Origin of the sequence: Dyella jejuensis (genome assembly GCF_044904675.1) — a bacterium.
GTDB lineage: Bacteria > Pseudomonadota > Gammaproteobacteria > Xanthomonadales > Rhodanobacteraceae > Dyella_B > Dyella_B jejuensis.
Genome location: NZ_JADIKJ010000011.1, coordinates 24,580 through 42,587, shown reverse-complemented (window position 1 = coordinate 42,587; position 18,008 = coordinate 24,580). Strand labels below are relative to the sequence as shown.

17 protein-coding genes are annotated in these 18,008 nt (G+C 62.3%); 7 read left to right on the top strand and 10 right to left on the bottom strand.

What is annotated here, in order from left to right; translation table 11 throughout:
* Nucleotides 1–6: 6 nt before the first annotated feature.
* Nucleotides 7–1,509, top strand: a complete 1,503-nt coding sequence (locus ISP15_RS10785; protein WP_404547322.1) for a S10 family peptidase — start codon at nt 7–9, stop codon at nt 1,507–1,509.
* Between the two features lies 1 nt (nt 1,510).
* Here the strand turns inward: ISP15_RS10785 and ISP15_RS10780 are convergent, their stop codons facing one another.
* Nucleotides 1,511–1,726 (bottom strand): oxidoreductase-like domain-containing protein, encoded by a 216-nt coding sequence (locus ISP15_RS10780; protein WP_404547321.1) that lies wholly within the window; start codon nt 1,724–1,726, stop codon nt 1,511–1,513.
* 137 nt (nt 1,727–1,863) lie between these two features.
* On the opposite strand from ISP15_RS10780, the gene ISP15_RS10775 reads away from it, so the two are divergent.
* The gene (locus ISP15_RS10775) at nt 1,864–3,003 is read left to right on the top strand and encodes a glycoside hydrolase family 18 protein (protein WP_404547320.1); all 1,140 of its coding nucleotides are present in this window, start codon (nt 1,864–1,866) and stop codon (nt 3,001–3,003) included.
* 157 nt (nt 3,004–3,160) lie between these two features.
* Here ISP15_RS10775 and ISP15_RS10770 read toward each other — a convergent pair whose 3' ends face one another.
* The gene (locus ISP15_RS10770) at nt 3,161–3,943 is read right to left on the bottom strand and encodes a class I SAM-dependent methyltransferase (RefSeq protein ID WP_404547319.1); all 783 of its coding nucleotides are present in this window, start codon (nt 3,941–3,943) and stop codon (nt 3,161–3,163) included.
* Between the two features lie 96 nt (nt 3,944–4,039).
* Nucleotides 4,040–4,687: an RNA 2',3'-cyclic phosphodiesterase gene (gene thpR / locus ISP15_RS10765; RefSeq protein WP_404547318.1), complete on the bottom strand. Its 648-nt coding sequence runs from the start codon at nt 4,685–4,687 to the stop codon at nt 4,040–4,042.
* Between the two features lie 47 nt (nt 4,688–4,734).
* On the opposite strand from thpR, the gene ISP15_RS10760 reads away from it, so the two are divergent.
* Nucleotides 4,735–5,535: an SDR family oxidoreductase gene (locus tag ISP15_RS10760; protein WP_404547317.1), complete on the top strand. Its 801-nt coding sequence runs from the start codon at nt 4,735–4,737 to the stop codon at nt 5,533–5,535.
* Nucleotides 5,536–5,556: 21 nt separating this feature from the next.
* Here ISP15_RS10760 and ISP15_RS10755 read toward each other — a convergent pair whose 3' ends face one another.
* The gene (locus ISP15_RS10755; protein WP_404547316.1) at nt 5,557–6,057 is read right to left on the bottom strand and encodes a DinB family protein; all 501 of its coding nucleotides are present in this window, start codon (nt 6,055–6,057) and stop codon (nt 5,557–5,559) included.
* A 112-nt stretch (nt 6,058–6,169) separates the two neighbouring features.
* Here ISP15_RS10755 and ISP15_RS10750 point away from each other — a divergent pair, with 112 nt between their 5' ends.
* Together ISP15_RS10750 and ISP15_RS10745 are read left to right on the top strand one after the other, a co-directional pair.
* Nucleotides 6,170–6,490, top strand: a complete 321-nt coding sequence (locus tag ISP15_RS10750; protein WP_404547314.1) for a hypothetical protein — start codon at nt 6,170–6,172, stop codon at nt 6,488–6,490.
* Nucleotides 6,491–6,700: 210 nt separating this feature from the next.
* A complete protein-coding gene (locus tag ISP15_RS10745) occupies nt 6,701–7,831 on the top strand; it encodes a YXWGXW repeat-containing protein (RefSeq protein ID WP_404547312.1) in 1,131 nt (376 codons plus the stop codon).
* A 79-nt stretch (nt 7,832–7,910) separates the two neighbouring features.
* On the opposite strand, the gene ISP15_RS10740 is transcribed toward ISP15_RS10745, so the two are convergent.
* From ISP15_RS10740 to ISP15_RS10725, 4 genes are all read right to left on the bottom strand, one after another.
* Nucleotides 7,911–8,696 (bottom strand): DUF3014 domain-containing protein, encoded by a 786-nt coding sequence (locus tag ISP15_RS10740; protein WP_404547311.1) that lies wholly within the window; start codon nt 8,694–8,696, stop codon nt 7,911–7,913.
* 212 nt (nt 8,697–8,908) lie between these two features.
* Nucleotides 8,909–9,889, bottom strand: a complete 981-nt coding sequence (locus ISP15_RS10735; protein WP_404547310.1) for a sulfotransferase family protein — start codon at nt 9,887–9,889, stop codon at nt 8,909–8,911.
* A gap of 399 nt (nt 9,890–10,288) precedes the next feature.
* Entirely contained in the window at nt 10,289–11,863 is a 1,575-nt protein-coding gene (locus ISP15_RS10730; RefSeq protein WP_404547309.1) for a carbohydrate-binding protein, read from the bottom strand.
* 240 nt (nt 11,864–12,103) lie between these two features.
* A complete protein-coding gene (locus ISP15_RS10725) occupies nt 12,104–13,453 on the bottom strand; it encodes a carbohydrate-binding protein (protein ID WP_404547308.1) in 1,350 nt (449 codons plus the stop codon).
* Between the two features lie 1,009 nt (nt 13,454–14,462).
* Here ISP15_RS10725 and ISP15_RS10720 point away from each other — a divergent pair.
* Nucleotides 14,463–15,746: an MFS transporter gene (locus ISP15_RS10720; protein WP_404547307.1), complete on the top strand. Its 1,284-nt coding sequence runs from the start codon at nt 14,463–14,465 to the stop codon at nt 15,744–15,746.
* A 73-nt stretch (nt 15,747–15,819) separates the two neighbouring features.
* Here ISP15_RS10720 and ISP15_RS10715 read toward each other — a convergent pair whose 3' ends face one another.
* Both ISP15_RS10715 and ISP15_RS10710 read right to left on the bottom strand, forming a co-directional pair.
* Complete coding sequence (locus tag ISP15_RS10715) at nt 15,820–16,194, bottom strand: hypothetical protein (RefSeq protein WP_404547305.1); 375 nt, start codon at nt 16,192–16,194, stop codon at nt 15,820–15,822.
* Nucleotides 16,195–16,557: 363 nt separating this feature from the next.
* On the bottom strand, nt 16,558–16,929 hold the full coding sequence (locus ISP15_RS10710; RefSeq protein WP_404547304.1) for a hypothetical protein: 372 nt from the start codon (nt 16,927–16,929) through the stop codon (nt 16,558–16,560).
* A gap of 376 nt (nt 16,930–17,305) precedes the next feature.
* Between ISP15_RS10710 and ISP15_RS10705 the strand changes: the two genes are divergently transcribed.
* On the top strand, nt 17,306–17,980 hold the full coding sequence (locus tag ISP15_RS10705) for a restriction endonuclease (RefSeq protein ID WP_404547303.1): 675 nt from the start codon (nt 17,306–17,308) through the stop codon (nt 17,978–17,980).
* Nucleotides 17,981–18,008: the final 28 nt, after the last annotated feature.

Below are 18,008 nucleotides of genomic sequence, written 5' to 3'. Positions count from 1 at the left end.
ACCGTTGTGCGCAAAATTCTGTCGCCCGCCCTGCTCGCCGCCTTGATCATCGCCGTCGCCACCCCGGTTCATGCCGGCGACAAGGCCAAGCCTTCTCCCAACCAGGATGACGTCGGTGCCGATGGCTTCCACCTGCCGCCACTGCCTGCCGACGCGCATGTGAGCCAATCGGTCGAAGTCGACGGGCATACGCTGAGATACACCGTTACCGTCGGCACGCTGCCGGTACGCGATGAAAAGGGCGACCTCACGGGCCAAGTGGTGTTCACCGCCTACACCATGCCCGGCAAGGACCGCCCGGTGACCTTCGCGCTCAACGGCGGCCCCGGCGCGTCGTCGGTCTATCTCAACTTCGGCGCGATCGGTCCCAAGCACGTGGCGTTCGGGATGGACGGCGACAATCCTTCCGATCCGGCCGTGCTGCACGACAACCCGGGCACCTGGATCGGCTTCACCGACCTGGTTTTCATCGATCCGATCGGTACCGGCTACAGCCGCGCGCTGGTGCCGGCGGACAAAGCCACCAAGCTGTTCTACAGCACCGATAACGACATCAAGTATCTCTCGCGCATCGTCTATGACTGGCTGGTGCAGAACGGCCGCATGGCATCGCGCAAGTATCTGGTCGGCGAAAGCTACGGCGGCTTCCGCGGTCCGCGCGTCACCGAATACCTGCAGACCCAGCTCGGCGTGGCGATGAATGGCCTGGTATTGCTATCGCCCTACCTGGATGCTGCCGCATCCGATGATGAAAATGTCTCGCCGCTGCCGTGGATGCTGACGCTGCCGTCCATCGCCGCCGCGCGGCTGGAACGCGAACATCAGCTGACGCCCGAAGCGATGGCGCCGATCATCGCCTACACGCGCGGCGATTACGCCACCACGCTGATGCAAGGCCGCACCGATCCCGCCGCGACCGATGCCATGATTCGCAAGGTGACCGAACTTACCGGCCTCGACCCGGTATTCGTGAAACGTTCCGGCGGCCGGCTTGAGACCCAGGCCTACCTGCGCGAGGTGTACCGCGCCGAAGGCAAACTGGGCAGCCGCTACGATTCCAACGTCACCGCCTGGGACCCCTTCCCCTACGCACCGCACCAGGTCGGCGGCGATCCGATCCTCAACGGCATCGTCGCGCCGACCACCTCGGCCATGGTCAACTTCGTGACGCAAACGGTCGGCTGGAAGTACGGCGGCCGCTACAACGCACTGAGCTATGACGTGAATAATCTCTGGCATGAGGACGAGGACGCCAACAAAGGCTCGGTCGACCAGTTGCGCGAAGCCGTGGCCAACGATCCCAGCCTGCGCGTGCTGATCGCGCACGGCTGGGACGACCTGTCCTGTCCGTTCATGGCCTCGGTACTGATCGTCGACCAGATGCCGGCGATGGGCGATCCCACCCGCGTGCAGGTGAAGGAATATCCCGGCGGGCATATGTTCTATGCGCGTCCGGCCAGTCAGGCAGCTTTGCTTCAGGACGTAAAAACCCTCTACGGCGTGCGTTGAATCAGCGCGATGCCGGCGTGGAGCGCGTGACCGGATCCACGCCGGGATGACGCGCGCACCAGGCCGCCAGCGCTTGGCGATAGTGCTGCCGTGCTTCTTCGTAGAGATCGAAGATGCACGGATCGCAACCGTTGCCGCAACACTCGCCGGGGTCGGGCTCGACCGGCGGCGGCGGTGGCGGATCCTCGCGCAGGATGTCGTCGGAGGCAGGATTCATGGGCAAGATGGCTCGATATCGCCGGCATGATAGCCCCCGGCGCACAACACCGGGCACGTTCGCTCGCCATGGATCGAAGCATCAGGCAGCGGCGCGCATTGGCTGCAAGTATCCACGGATCACCAGGAAGCATTCAGATGTCTACGTTTTCTTTCCGCTTTCCCTGTCACTGGGCCACCAGCCTCTTGTTGTTGCTGCTTGCCTCCGGCAACGCCGCATCGGCGAATCCGCCGGCACCCTGTCGCATCGTCGGCTATGCCACCGGCTGGATTCCCGCGCAAACCAAGGATGTCGGCAAAATCGACACGCTGATCTTCGCCTTTGCCCATCCCAGGAACGGCAGCGTGGTGCTGGACGCTAACGACGCCAGGCATCTGCACGACCTGCTCGCGCTGAAATCGCTGAATCCGCGGCTCAAAGTCGATATCTCGATCGGTGGCTGGGGAGTTGGCGGCTTTTCCGAAGCGGCCGCCACCGCCGCCGGTCGCCAGCAGTTCGCCGACAGCGCCGCGCAACTGGTCGCGGCCCAGCATGCCGATGGCCTCGATATCGATTGGGAATACCCAGGCCATCATGAATCGGGCATCCACTCCAGCCCGCAGGACAAAACCGATTACACCCTGTTGCTGAAAGCGATCCGCGCCAGCCTCGACCGGGTCGGCGCCGCGAACGGCCGCAGCGGCGCCCGCCACTACACGCTCAGCGTGGCGATCGCCGATGGCCCGTTCGTCAGCGGCATCGATATCGCCGCCATCGATCCCTACCTGGATTGGTTCAACTTGATGACCTACGATTTTGTCAATGCGATGACGCCGACCACCGGTCATCACACCGGCCTGCACGCTTCGGCCCTGATCGCCGGCGATGGACGCACTACCGATCGCGCGGTGCGACAGTTCCTCGCCGCCGGGGTATCGCCGCGCAAGCTGTTGATCGGCGCCGCGCTATACGGTCGCGAATTCGCCGACGTAAAAGCCGACCACGACGGTCTCTACCAGACTTACGGCCATTACCAGGGCGGCCACAACTGGCCCGAGCTGAAGCAGGATTACATCAACAAGCAAGGCTACGTGCGCCACTGGGATGAAGCGGCGCAGGCGCCGTGGCTATGGAACGCACAGACCCATCGCTTCATCACCTACGACGACCCGCAATCGATTGCCGCCAAGATGACCTACATCAGGGCGCAGCACCTGGGCGGCATCATGTATTGGGAACAGACCGCCGATCCCAGCGACGAATTGCTGGATGACATGTGGCGTGGCCTGCACGATTAGCGCATTTTTTATCTGCTTCCTCTCCCCCTGCGGGGAGAGGATCGAGGCGAAGGGACACGCTTGCGGGAAAGTTCTTCGGTGCCAGCTTGGAAAAAACGTCACCGCAGCGCGCTCCTTATCCCATCCGCTTGCAGCGCAGAGAGGGCGCCATCACACATCAACCAGGCTTGCGAAACCGATACATGAATTGATCGGTGTGGCCGCGTATCGATTTGTCGAACACCTTGATCGTGTGCGGATCGTTCGGATTGCGCAGTACGCTGCTTTCGCCGGCGAATACAAAGCCGACGGACTCCACTTGCTTCTTCACGATCGCCGGATCGATGCGGTGCAGCGTGTCGGTATCGGCCATGCCCGAACCGGCCGGCGCCACATGATCGATCACCACGAACAGGCCACCCGGCTTCAGCGCGGCATACACCTGCCTGTCGAATGCAATCGGGTCGACCTTGCCCATGAAGGCGTCCGGATAGTCGTGATAGTTCTGCGCGGTGAAAACCAGATCCACCGTCTGCGGCGCACTCAGCTGCGCGGCAGGTTGCTTGAGCACCGAGACATTCGCGTAATGGGGATCGGCGGCGAGTTTTTCGGAACCCGCGACATTATCCGCGTCCTCCTTGGCGTACTCATTCGGCCATAACGCATAGACATGACCTTGCGGCCCGACGATGGCACTGAACACGCGCGTGAAATAGCCGCTGCCGGGTATCAGCTCCAGCACTTTCTGGCCGGGCTTGACCTCGCTGAACACCATCACATCCGTGATCTTGCGGCGCGCATCGTTGCTGATGTCTTGACCGCGCGCGGGATCGCTCACTGCCGCCCGTACATACGGCGGCACATAATGCACAGCTGGCAGGTGATGCGCTTGCTGCGCCTGTGCCAGGGAGGCGCCTGGAAGGCTCAATGCAGCAAGCAAAACGACGGATATCGAACGCATGACGATCTCCTTGGGTGGGTGAGTCACCGCAGGATTGTGCGCCAGCGCGCCAGGGCCGCCTATCCGACTTGTGGCCCATGGCAATAACGGCCATGGCTACTCGTCCCTGGCGCCGGACCTGCCCAGCAGCCAACTTCCAAGGACCTGGTAGTTGCCCTTTCCCACCACGTTATGGATCAACGCGAATCGGTCCACGTGCCAGTTGATCGGTGCGACCGGTGTAGGGCCAGGCAACTCGTGCCGGCCATAAGCGAGGGTCACGTGCGGCGTGAGCTGGCGCTCGATCGGCCGCCGCACGCCGGCTTGGGTGAGTTCCTTATCCATAGTGCGCCACAGTGTCAGCAGCGGTTCCGGCTGCGCCGTGCTCCGCAACACGCAGGGCGGTTCGCGCCCGCGAAAACTGGCAACGTAATCCAGCGTCCAGTCGAACGCATTCGCTTGCAAGCGGCCCGCGGCAGCCTTCGCCTTTTCCGCGGCCTCCTCGGGCGGCGCGGCGTAATCGCCAAGAAAGTTCAAGGTAACGTGAAAGCGCTCGGGCTTTACCCAGCGTGCGCGCAGCTCGGGATACTGCAGTTGCACCAGCGCCGCGGCATGATTGATCTCATGGCGCAAGGCCACGTCCGGCATCAGCGCGAAGAATAGGCGGTGCGTTTCGGCGTGCGCGGGAGGCTGGCCGAAAAGCTCGATCTGGGCGTCGGATCTTTCGGTATGCATAGCGGAAAGCGTACCCGATTCCTCACGCATGCATACGCTAATCTTTGCAGATCTGCTGACAACCATGACTCTGCGCCATGTCCATTTTGCCCGCCATTCACGCATTCGACACCCAGCCGATGCGCCACCGCGTCGTACTGATCACAGGCGGCGCGCAGGGAATCGGACGCGGTATCGCGCAAGCCGTACTCAGTGCCGGCGGCTCGGTGATGATCGGCGACCTGGATTCCGAAGCGGGACACGCCTGCCTGGATGAATGGCAGGCAGGCGAACGTGCGGCGTTCCGCCAGCTCGACGTATCGCGCGAAGCCAGCGTGCAACGTTGGGTCAAGGCCGCGCTCGCACGCTTCGGCACCATCCACGGCCTGGTGAACAATGCGGGCATCGCTGATCCGCACCAGGGTCCGCTCCATGAGCTTTCGCTGGCAACGTGGAATCGCTATCTCGGCACCAACCTTACCGGCGCGTTCCTATGCAGCAAGCATGCATTGCCGTCGCTCGCCGCTGCTTCGGGCGCCATCGTCAACATCGCTTCCACGCGCGCCCTGCAATCGGAACCGGACACCGAAGCCTACGCGGCAAGCAAAGGCGGGCTGCTGGCATTGACGCACGCGCTGGCCATCAGCGCGGGGCCTGCGGTCCGTGTGAATGCGATTCTTCCAGGCTGGATCGCCACTGATGCATGGCAAAAACCGACGGCACGCCACCGCCCCAAGCTCAGCCGGCGCGACCGTTCGCAGCATCCCGCTGGACGTGTAGGTACACCCGAAGATATCGGCGCACTCGCGAGCTATCTGCTCAGCGACGCATCGGGTTTCGTTACCGGCCAATCGTTCGTGGTGGATGGCGGCATGACGGTCAAGATGCAATACGCATAGCCACACCGAGGGATGCTCTGATCAATGCGCTTCACGCAGAAACACGGGCAGGTCCGTCGTCGGAGGCAGCATCGGCACGCCGTACATCATCGCCGCGACATGGCCGCGATGATAGGTCGCGTGATTGACGACATGCAGCAGGATGTCGGCACGGCGCATCTGCCCTTCACTACCGCCGATGAAAGTGAAACGAACCGTTTCATCGCAAGAGCGATCATCAAGCGAAGTAGCGAAACGGATGTACCAGTCATCGATGTCTTCCTGCGACGCAAGCAAGGTTTCAAACGGAGGGCAATCTTCCGGATTGCGCGTCGTAAAGCCGTGCTGTTCACCTTGCAAATGGGCCTTCCATACCTGGTCCATGCAGTAAACATGGTTGAGGGTGCGCAAGAGGCTGCCGAATACGATCGGCTGGGCTGTCACCAGAACATGCTCCGGTAACGCCGCCAGCGCTTGGTAGAGCCTTCGGTCGGCCCATGCCCGGTAGCGGGTGAGGAGTTGGAGATGCTCAAGGTGCGACATGCGGCCTCCCTCTGGCGATGGGTCGATACGCCATTATCGTAGCCGCCGCCACCACGCTTTTTTGCTTATGATGCGCACACGGGAATCATCCCGGCAGAGGCAGGGGGAGCCGATGCATCCGTATGCGCACCTTTTAATCGTGCTCATGCTGCTAGCAACCGGGCTGAGCATTTATTGGCAGATCCGTCGTGTACGCACGATGCTGCATGCATGGGCTGACAGTAACGGGTACACGCTTCTGGAGCACGGGCGGTTCTGGGCGCACACGCCATCCCTCGGCATGCTGCTCACGACCAGCAGAAACCAGACACTGGTCTATGTGAAGGTATACGACTCCTCCACCCATCGCATCCGCAGCGGCTGGCTGCGCCTGGGCAGTTACTGGCTTGGCGTGCTGGACGCCGATGCCATCGAGATGCAGTGGGATGCATAGCGCGCGCTCCGTGTATTTGCAACTTTCGGGCACGGGCAGGTCATTCACACAGCATTAGAAAACACATTAAAGCCAGTCGACCCAATCCCTTGTGAGGCATGTGCCGCACTAGTCCGCTGAACACGCACGAACTTGTCGGCGAACTACGGTATGGCATCGCACGATTTCCTGCGCTTTCTCCTGTACGGTGCACGCCGAGGAGAAAAACACATGCAAACCATCAGCATTTCGCAACATATTTCGACGAAGCGCACATGGCTGATGCGCGCGTCGGTCGCCTTGCTCGCCGCGCTCGTCGCATCAGGCGCGCTTCCGCAAAAGGCGGACGCGGGCGTTTTCATCGGCGTCGGAGTTTCGGTCGGGATCCCGCCGCCGCCGCTACCCGTCTATGTGCAACCGCCGATTCCCGCATCCGGCTATATGTGGACGCCCGGCTACTGGGCCTGGAACGGCGCCGGCTATTACTGGGTGCCTGGCACCTGGGTGCTCGCGCCGTACTATGGCGCGCTGTGGACGCCCGGTTATTGGGGCTGGGACGGCGGCTTCTATGTATTTCATCCTGGTTACTGGGGTCGCCATGTCGGTTTCTATGGCGGCGTCAACTACGGCTATGGCTACACCGGCGTAGGCTATGCGGGCGGCTATTGGGGACATGGCGGCTTCTACTACAACCGCAGCGTCAACCGTTTCGGCAACGTGCACGTCGCCAATGTCTACAACCGCACGGTGATCAATAACACCTACGTCAATCGCACCAGCTATAACGGCGGCCGAGGCGGGCTGATGGCGCGCCCCACCCCGCAAGACGTGGCATTTGCGCGCGATCCCCATACCGGGCCGGTAGCCGCGCAGCAACAGCAGATGACGATGGCGAGCCATGAGCAGGCCTTGCGCGCATCGTTCAATCACGGTAACCCGCCGATTGCCGCCACATCGCGTGCCGGCGCCTTCGCCGGAGCCGGCGTCGCGGCCGCACACGGCGCGGCCTTTTCGCCGGCGGCGGCCCATGTGCAACGCATCAGTGGCAACGCCATGCGCGCGCAGCCGGGCGGCGGTACATTGCGCTCGGCCAGCTACGCACCGCATGCGAACACGGCGACCGGTGCAGCGCGTCCGGCTGGAAACTACGGCCGCGCCTATCGTCCCGCCGGCACTCAACGCCCCGGCTACGGCGCACATCGGGCAAGCACCTACCGCGGCCCGGCGCCCGCGTACCGACCGGCATCGCAGAGCCGCGCGCAGCCGCGCTATCACGCCCAGGTGTATCACCCTGCCGCACGTCCCACCGCGCCGCGCGGCGGTGGGGGCCATTCGCAAGGCCACGATTCGCGCCGCGGTTGAACTGACGACCAGCATGCGTAACGAGGAACGCCCGCTCCGGCGGGCGTTCCTCATGAGCGATGGCGGATCTATTCGCGCATCAGTGCGCTATCTGGCCGCCCGCCAGCAGTTCGCGGATCATGCGCAACTTTGCCTTGAACTGTGCCTCGTTCCCGGGCCCAAGCCGGACCATCAGTTTCTGGCCGTTGGAAAGCGCTTGCAGGCGTGGATCGACCAGTACGTAATGCGCGCCATTACGAGTCACGGCGATGGGCTCGTGCACCTCCGGCGCAGCCAGCATGTCGTCGATTGCCACGATCAGGCGGTCGTTGAAGTAGCCGTGCGGATAACCAAGTTCGCGATAAGCCTGCTGGAACAACGGATAGTCATGCTTGTACCAGGCGACCAGGGCGTGCGGATCGACGTTCTCCAACAGGGTCATGTAGGGCGCGTAGCGATCCGCGTTGGCAGCGGCGATGACGGTGGTGCCATTGGCCTGCCCGGTCTGCAGCGCTCCCTTGGGGGTCCGCAGCGGCAGGATATAGGTGCTGCCGATGCCCTGGCGAGGCAATGCATCCACTGTCGCCACCACGCGCGAAATGATCTGGCTGGGCACCAGCAACGCATGCAGGTCGCCACCGCTCACCAGGGCGGCCAGCGCATCGCGCACATTGGCATCGCTATCGACCAGCGCCGGAAGCGCCGCAGTGGTGGCCGGCGCCGGGCCGGAAGAAGCTTGCGTGATGGGATGCTGGATGGTCGAGGCTGCGCGTGCGGGGGCACTCGTCGAGGGTGCCGGCGGCGTTACCGTCGGAGATGTTTCGGGGGCGCCCGGATGCATGGCCTTGCGCACGAGATACACGCCTGCCGCCACGATCGCGAGCACGACGATAAGGGCTACGATCCAGCTTCCGTATGCTGCCTGATTTTTTCTAGCTCTGCGGTTCACGAGAAAGATTGCCTGCCTTACGTGGAATCGTGAATTGTGACAGGCAGGCAGGCCATTCGTTCATGCATTGCCTTACACGCATATGCGGCGATGCCCGACAACGTGGACGGCAGAGCGGTCACGCACACGCATCGCTCGTGCCGAGCGAATCAGGCGACCCGGATGCGTCCGTCCGCCACCACGACGCCGGTATCCAGCTCCGCCTCAACCTTCTCGTTGGCACGCAGCAGGGGCAGCGCATCCGCGGGCAAGCTGAAACTGTCCTCGCGATTGTACGAGAGGCTGCTGGCGGCATACAGGTCTTCATAGGAGCTAAGGCGCTCGCGCAGCCATTCGCGAAGTTGCGGGCCGAACAGGCTCTCTACTTTATTGTCCGCCTGGTGCGGCCGGCCGCTGAGGGCATCCTGCTTCCAAGGCTCGGCCTTGGGATCGGCGATTTTCTGATGGCAAGCCTGGTCGAGCTCGACGTGCATCGGCAGTTGCAGGAAGTTGCATAGCCTCTGCCATTCCTGCGCCGGATTGCGGACCAGATCTTCCAGGAAAACGAAATGATGGTTGCGCATGCCGATGCGTGAGCGGTGCATTTCCACCGCGCGGTTCCAACGCCGCGTCCATAGCATCAACCCGCCACTGAACGAGGTGTTCTCGTAACGCAGGTCGGCATCGGTGATCGATGCCAGCACATCCATGCCCGGCCGGATCACATGGATAAAACGCGCATCCGGCAAGTGATGCTCGATCTCGGGCAGGTACAACAGATGATGTGGCGTCTTCTCGATCCAGGCCGAACGGCCGGCACGCGCGGCCAGGCTGTCGAGCATGGCAATGAAGCGTTCCACACATGTCTTCTGGAACCAGGGCGCATGCACTTTGGCATCATCGCCGAGCAACTCGCGCTGCAATTGGCGAAACTCACGCCGGCCGTAGCGCCGCGTGAGCCCCAGTTGCCGGGCCAGCTTGCGCCGACGTGGCTTGGCGCCCTCATCGCCCAGGCGCTGATGGAGCCCGCCCAGCAGACGTGGGAAGAAGTCGGTTTCTGGAAGGGTGAAAACTTGCGGATGCCGCGCCAGCATGGCTTGCACAATGGTGGTGCCCGACCGTGGGCAGCCGACGACAAAGGTTCGTTGCATGAGCAGCTGGCGCCCCCCGCATTGATGACTACTGAACGTGCGTCGCCGAATTGGCTCGGCGGCACTGAAACAACCAAACGCGCGCGTCAGGTTGTCGTAAGTTGACGCAATTTACACGGACGTGCTGCGCCTGTCTATAAAAAACGTCATGCGCACCATGTACTTGGGTGCGTGCGAGGCGCATCGTCGCCACCAATGGGCCGTTCGCCGGTTCAGCTCGCCCGCTCCTGCACCTGGAGTCTCCCTGGACGGTGTTTTCTACGTACAGCACCAGCCAAACAAGCATGGCTTTGCTTGCGGGAAAAGCCGCCGGCGCTCCCTTGCCGGCGGCCCGCCTGTCACCCGGCTGCGGGACAGGCATGCCTCCCGTCCCGCAGCCCGTCCCTGCTCCTTTTCTTGCTATTTGCCCAAGTCCTTCAGGATCTCCTTGGTAAAGGCCAGCACACCCGCGTTTGGATAGGAATTGCACGTCGATGAGGCCGAACCCGCCGCGCACGGCGTGTCGCGATCCAGCGACCAGAAATGCACGCCGGCCAGACCGTTGGCGGATGCGTAATCGGTGATGGTGTCGATATCCGCAAGCGTGGTGATTTCGCCCGCCGCGTCGTTCTGCCCGATCATCGGAGTCAGTTCGATGTGGCTAGGCGCAATGCCATAGGTATGCTCCAGGTTTTGCACTGCCTGGATCGCCGATTGGCCCATCTCGCAGGCGCCGCTCACCACCACACAATTGGAAGCGGTGGCGCCGCCGTAGTCCATCACCATCAGGTTGACGGTGTAGTTCTTGAGCGCCGGGCTGGAAGCCTGGATCGCCTGCATCACCCATGCTCCCAATTGATTGACGCCGCCATAGCTGCCGTCCGAAGCGCCCAGCGTGGCCAGCGTGAAGGAGAAACGCAGGTTCGGATATTCGGACTGCGCTGCCGCCACATCGGCGACCAACTGCTGGACATCCGCCTGCGACTGGCCGCCTTCGATGTCGAAGTCCACGCCGATCATCTGCGCGGTGTAGTACTTGGCAATGAAGCTTTCGAACGCGGATGCCGACGAGCAGGTGAATACGCCCGCTTCGCCACCGGTGGACACGATGTAGTCGAGGCCGGCGCTGGCGAGTGAATTGGTGGCACCCGGGGTGATATTGGCGGCAATGAATTCAGCCGGTGTCACGCCTGCCCAGTTTTCGCTGCCGCATTCGCCGGTGGCGAACGCCAGCGTGATCGCGGGAAGGTCTGGCACTTGCGTGGCATACAGGCTGCCGCTGCCGACGACTGGAATATCCGTGCCCGTTACCGCCGTCTGCATGGCGTAGGTATTCCAGTTCATATTGATGCTCATGTCCTTGTAGGGACTGAATACGAATCCGCTCGGTGCAGGGGTCGGCGTCGGAGTAGGAGTAGGAGTTGGTGCCGGAGTAGGCGTGGGCGTCGGGGCAGGCGTGGGCGTTGGCGCGCCGCTACAGGTACCGATCTCAGTCCATGGCTGCCCGCTGCCGGAACTTCCGCTGCTGGTCGCCGGATCGTTGCCCTGCGTCCACCAGTTCGCCTTGTAGTTGATACCGTTCTCGCTCACCAGCGCGCCGCCGTTGTAGGCCGTCGCTGCATTCCAGGCCGGGTCACAAGCGCCAGATGGTGTGGGTGTGGGCGTCGGGGTCGGAGCAGGCGTCGGGGCTGGCGCGCCACTGCCACAGGCGCCTTCCGAGGTCCATGGCTCGCCGGTGCCCGAACCACCGTTGTTGGTCGCCGGGTCATTGCCCTGCGTCCACCAATTTGCCACATAGTTGATACCGCCTTCGCTCACGACATTACCTTGCGTGTAAGCGGTGGATGCATTCCACGTGGCAGCGCAGGTGGTTTGCGCATGCACGCTCTGAACTGGCACTACTGTAAGCACGGTCGTGGAAAGCGCGGCACATATGGCCGTGCTCAACGAAGTCCATGTCAGGGTGGACCACTTTGTTGATCTCGTCACTTGCATGGGACTGCCTCCAAGGGTTGGATTGAACCGCAACAGGTGAGGAACATCGGTGATTTCACAGCCGCATCCGGCAGCCGTGCGGGAACACTCGTCGTCACGCGCGTCCATGCCTGGTACCGCGTGTAGTGGACTTTGCAATGATCGAAAAATGCAGCCACGGCGGGCCGCACACACCCTTACGCCTGCGCGGGCCAGGTTGGCCTGGCCCGCGACAGATCCCCTGTTCCCGTTGCTTGCGCGTTACTTGCCGAGATCTTTCAGGAACTCATTGGTAAAGGCCACCGCACCCGCACTGGGATACGAGTTGCAGGTTGCCGATGCCGAACCGGCAGCACATGGCGTGTCACGATCCAGCGACCAGAAATGCAGGCCGGCGAGGCCATTGGCGGTTGCATAACTGGTGATGGTATCGACGTCGGCCAGGGTAGTGATTTCGCCCTGCGCGTCGTTCTGCCCGATCATCGGCGTCAGTTCGATATGGCTGGCGGGAATGCCATACGTATGCTCGAGGTTTTTCACAGCCTGGACGGCCGACTGGCCCATTTCGCAAGCGCCGCTCACCACCACGCAGTTGGCGGCGATCGCACTGCCGTAATCCATCGCCATCAGGTTGATGGTGTAGTTCTTGATCGCGGGGCTGGAGGCCTGGATCGCCTGCACCACCCATTGGCCGAGCTGGTTGACGCCACCGTAGCTGCCGTCCGATGCACCCAGCGTGGCCAGCGTGAAGGAGAAACGCAGATTCGGATATTGCGACTGCGCAGCCGCCACATCGGCGACCAGCTGCTGGATATCGGCCTGGGTCTGCCCGCCTTCGATATCAAAATCCACACCCAGCATGTGCGCGGTGTAGTACTCGGAGATGAAGCTCTCGAAGCTCGACGCCGACGAACAGGTGAACACGCCCGCCTCGCCACCCGTGGAAACGATGTAGCTCAGGCCCGCACTATTGAGCGCACTGATATTGCTGGAAATGAAACCCGAAGCGGTGACACCGCCCCAGCTTTCGCTGCCGCACGAGCCAGTAGCGAAGGCCAGCGTGATGGCCGGGAGGTTCGGTTCCACCGTCGAATAGAAACTGCCGCTGCCGACGACGGGAAGCGTGGTGCCCGTGATCGCCGTCTGCATGGTGTTCGTATTCCAGTTGAGGTTGATCGTGATGTCCTTGTACGGACTGAACACGAATCCGCTCGGCGCAGGTGTGGGAGTTGGCGTTGGCGTGGGTGTCGGAGTGGGCGTCGGGGTAGGCGTGGGTGTCGGGGTAGGTGTCGGAGTGGGAGCAGGTGTCGGTGAACCGCTACATGCGCCTTCCGATGTCCATGGCTGGCCGCTGCCCGCTCCGCCATTGTTGGTGGCGGGGTTGTTACCTTGGGTCCACCAGTTCGCCTCGTAATTGATGCCGCCTTCGCTCGCGACATTGCCCGCCGTGTAAATGGCGCTCGCGCTCCAAGCTGCGGCGCAGGTTGCTTCCGCATGCACTGCCTGTACAGGCGCAGCGGTGAGCAAAGTAGTAGCCAGCGCCGCACCAACGGCAGTGCTCAACGTGCTCAAGGTCAGGGTGGACCACTTCGTCGACTTCTTTACATGCATGGGACTGTCTCCAGGGCTGATGGAATCGCAACAGGTAAACAACGTCGGCGATTTCACGACCGCATTCCGGACAGCCATGAGGGGACAGTCGCCATATGCATCCATGCACTTCGGTGCTTGTAACGAAACTGCAAGGACGCGAAGTGCGGCGAGTATCTGCTTCTGATGACAACGTTGTCCAGCGTGTTTGGCCGATCTGCCCACGCTGGAACGTGATTCTTATCGCAAAGAAAAAATTGTCATATGTGCTTCGAAGAAATTCACACGGCTTGCACGCAGAACATGGCGAAACGCAGCGCAAAAAAGCAGGTTTCAGGCGCTGCAATGCAACATCGTGGCTCGTAAAAAATAGAATCAGAAACGATGCCCGGCTCTTTTCATGCTGTCTCGCCAGCGGCTACGAACGCACATGAAGCGCCTGGCGAGATAGCACATTTACCGGACACTCCTGACAACGATAGCCACCGTCCGACGCTTTTGCTTATGCGCCGGGCGAACGGCAAAAAACATGGGTTCGCGATTCCAACGCATCACGCCTTTGCGCGGGTTCAATAACCAGCCGACGGAGCAGCCGGTTTTTACGTTTCGATCTTTCATAACTCGCGCATCCTTGCTACGACTGCTGCTGGCGTTGAACTGCCGCACGCAAGCGAAATAGCCCCTTACTTGAATACGCTGTCAGAAGGCGGCGATCCACTGCGCGCAGCAATGCGGCTGGCTGAAGGAGCGCTTCGTACTTTCGCGCAGACCGAGCCGGTGCGATCGATCGAGCTTCTGATGCATGCCGGTTCTCCCGTCACAACAGGCTGCATGCCATGTTGTCGATGAAAGATCGACTTGGCTCGATGGCAGCAGGCCATGGCCCAGCCACGGCCACGCCGTGCCTTCTATCCGCTTGCACGGTCGAGGCGAGGTGCCTTGCGACGGAACACATTCTCGTCGCGCGATAGGCACGAGTCCGACCATAAACGCGGCACGCGCATGACGCAGCGCACCAAACGAGCGTATAATGCGTCGATTCCAGCTTTCCTCGCCGGAAATCCGCCAAGCCCCCTACCCCATGGCCGATGCATCTCGCTCTTCCAGCACCGTGCTGCTGTCCATCCTAAGCACTGTCGCATTTACCTTCATCACCTACCTGACCATCGGATTGTCGCTGGCGGTGCTGCCCAGTTTCGTCCATACCCGACTCGGTTTTGGCGCGATGCTGGCAGGGCTGGCGATCAGCACGCAGTACGTGGCCACCTTGCTCAGCCGTCCGCAAGTCGGACGCATGGCGGATGCGAAAGGCCCCAAGCGCACGGTCATGACTGGCTTGAACATGTGCATCGTCAGCGGCACGTTGTTGTTGCTCGGCGCACTGGCCAGCGGTTTGCCATGGCTGAGCCTGGGCTTGGTCTTTCTCGCGCGGCTCGCGCTGGGTTGCGCCGAAAGCTGCGTCGGTACCGGCGCGATCGCCTGGGGCATGGGACAGGTGGGACATACGCATACCGCGCGCGTCATCTCATGGAACGGCGTGGCGACCTATGGCGCGCTTGCCGCCGGTGCGCCGCTGGGTGTGCTGATCGCGCATCGCTGCGGCTTCGCCGCGATCGGCGCCGTCAGCCTGCTGCTGCCGCTCGCGGCCTTGCCGCTGGCACGGCTCAAGCGCGCCACGGTAGTCGCAACCGGCGAACGTTCGCCCTTCCGCACCGTGGCAGCCCGCGTAGTGCCTTACGGCATCGGGCTTGCGCTGGGGTCGATCGGCTTTGGCTGCATTGCCACCTTCATCACGCTGTTCTACGCAGCACATGGATGGGACGACGCAGCGCTGGCGCTGACCCTGTTCGGCGTGGTGTTCGTCGGCGTGCGCTTCATCTTTGGGCGCACCATTCCATGGCTGGGCGGCTATCGCGTCGCCATGGCTTCCCTGGCGATCGAAGCCATCGGACTGATCGCAATCTGCCTGGCCAACGATGCCCGCATGGCCGGCGTAGGCGCGGCGATTGCCGGACTCGGCTTTTCGCTGGTGTTTCCCGCACTCGGTGTCGAGGCGGTACATCGCGTACCCGAACATAGCCGCGGTTCCGCGCTCGGCGTGTATTCCGTTTTCATGGACGTAGCGATGGCCGTGACCGGTCCGCTTGGCGGATGGATCGCCAGCGGCATGGGTTACAACGCGATCTATGGATTCGCCGCGGTGGCGGCCATGGGCGCGGTGCTCCTTGCGCTGGTCTTGCAGGCCCAGGCCGCGCGCGAGCAAGCGCCTGCGGCAGCTGGGAACCCTGCCTGTCCGGAAACAGGCGACGACTGACATGGCGCGCGGCGCGCCACCGCTGCGCAACGCGCACGACTTTGCGGCCAGTCACTTCGATGCCCGGGCGAACTCAACGCACGTGCAGCCAGTGCACATATATTCCGTTCCTGCGGTCTTCCTCGCGAAATCCTTCGCGACCCTCAGCCACAACGCCCCATAACGTGCGCACGCCATCGCTTTGCAGCCGATCCACGCGCACGTGCTCGCCCGGTGGGATCAGGAAGCAGGTTTCCAGCACCATCACCTGATCGGTTTCCCACACCAGCGTGGCCTTGCGTCCGGTATTGGCGCCCCAGCCGATATGGATGTGCACCTCCTGCGCGGCAAAACCGCCCCGATTGTCGAGTTTCCAACTGTCCGTTTTGCGCAGCAGCGATTCCAGGCGCGGATCGCTCCAGTCCACCTGGTTGCCCGGCAACTTCGAGTTGGGTTTGAAATGGCTCATGCGGTTATGCATCCAATCGACGGCAGCATCGCTCGCTTCCTGCACCGCGCTATCCCTGCCTGCGCTGCAAGCGCGAGTCGCGCCAGCTATCCGAGCTGGTTCGCCATGCGCTGGCCGGGACCGGAATATGGGAAACCCAGGTTTGTGGATGGCTCGCGCCCTTAAAGCGCCTTATCGGCACGGCGAGCGCTTTCTTTAGACTGGATGCGGCTTGCCTGGGAACTGCCCATAAGGCAAAACGTTGCGCTGCCGCACGGCGGCCATGCAACGCTAGCCCGAAGCACAAAGCCTGTTTGCCGCAGGTGGCATCGTCGGACGTACACGTCCTCGTTGGCCGGGCCACGCCAGCGGCGTGAACAGGCCTTAGCGAATATGCAGCCAGTACAGGCGAATACCCTTCTTGCGATCGTCTTCACGCGCTCCCTCGCGCCCCTCCACCACCGTGCCCCACAGCGTTCGGATGCGGTCGCCCAGATGCTTGTCCACACGCACTTGCTCGCCTTGCCCGATCGGGAAGTCCGTCGCCAGCACCACGGATTTATCGCGCTCCCACACTAAACTGGCGGATCGCCCGATCGTGCCGCTCCAGCCAAAATAAACCTGCACTTCCTGTGGTGAAAACCCGCCGCGGTTGTCGAGCTTCCACGTCTCGCTCCGAAGCAGAAGCGAGGACAGCTCCGGATCGCTCCAGTCGACCCGGACATTCGAAACCTTGTTATGCGCCTTGTGTGTCATGGGGGGTGATCCGTCGAACTGCAGCGAGCATGGTTTGGCTAGCCACGTGAAGAAGCTGTAACGAGCGATACGGCTGCACGGCCTGCCAACCGACGAGCAGGCCAGCATTCCGTCAACCTTTACCCTGGGGCCTGAAGGCGCGGGTTGTGTGAATTAATAGGAAAATTTGACGAACCCTTGTCATCCAAATGCTCCGCGCCGCCATAAATCGTCGCCGCATCGCAGCAAATCAATATCCCTGAACGCCTGGATTGAGCGTTTATACGCGGCAGAACGGCGCTGCGGCCGAATGCCGCAGTGCACGCTGAAGTCTCGAATCGTCCGCGCTAAGGTCGAGTCGCAGTTCGAAAGCAACGTTCACAGCTCGGGGGAGTTGATGGCGAAGCACGGAACACATCGCATCGGGCATCTCGCCGCGGTGCACTGGCCCGCCGGCATCCTGCTCGGCTTGAGCGCTTATCTGGGTGTTCACTATGGCCGCGGGCGACACAGCGATGTGTATATGCTGCTGCTCTGGCTGGCGCTGATCGCGTGCTGGGCCTGCGCTTTCGCATCCTGTCTGGACTATCGCAAGCGCATGCATCGGCTGCTGGTCCAGGACGGACTCGCCCGGCTATGCCGAATGCACTGGCGCACGTTCGAAAATCAGGTCGCGCAGGCCTTCCGCTATCGCGGTTTTGCCGTGGAACGCGCCGGGCCTGCCGATATCGATAACGGCCTGGACCTGATCGTACACAAGCATGGCGCAACGACCTTGGTTCAATGCCGGCACTGGCGTAACCGCAACGTCGACGTGAAAGATGTGCGCGAGATGCACAGCCTGATGAAATTCCATCATGCTGCTGCCGTAAAAATCGTTGCCTGCGGCGATTATTCCGAGGACGCATGGAAGTTCGTGGCCGGCAAGCCCTTCGAGCTGATCTACGGCGAAACGCTGCTCGCCATGCTTGGCGATGCGCAACTGCCGGTCCATGCCGGCATCCTCCCCTTCAGGGCACCGGCCTCGCCGCCCCCCATGCATCATCGCCCACGTACAGCCGCGCACACCTGAGGGCGCGACAGCAGACAGCGCAGGAACG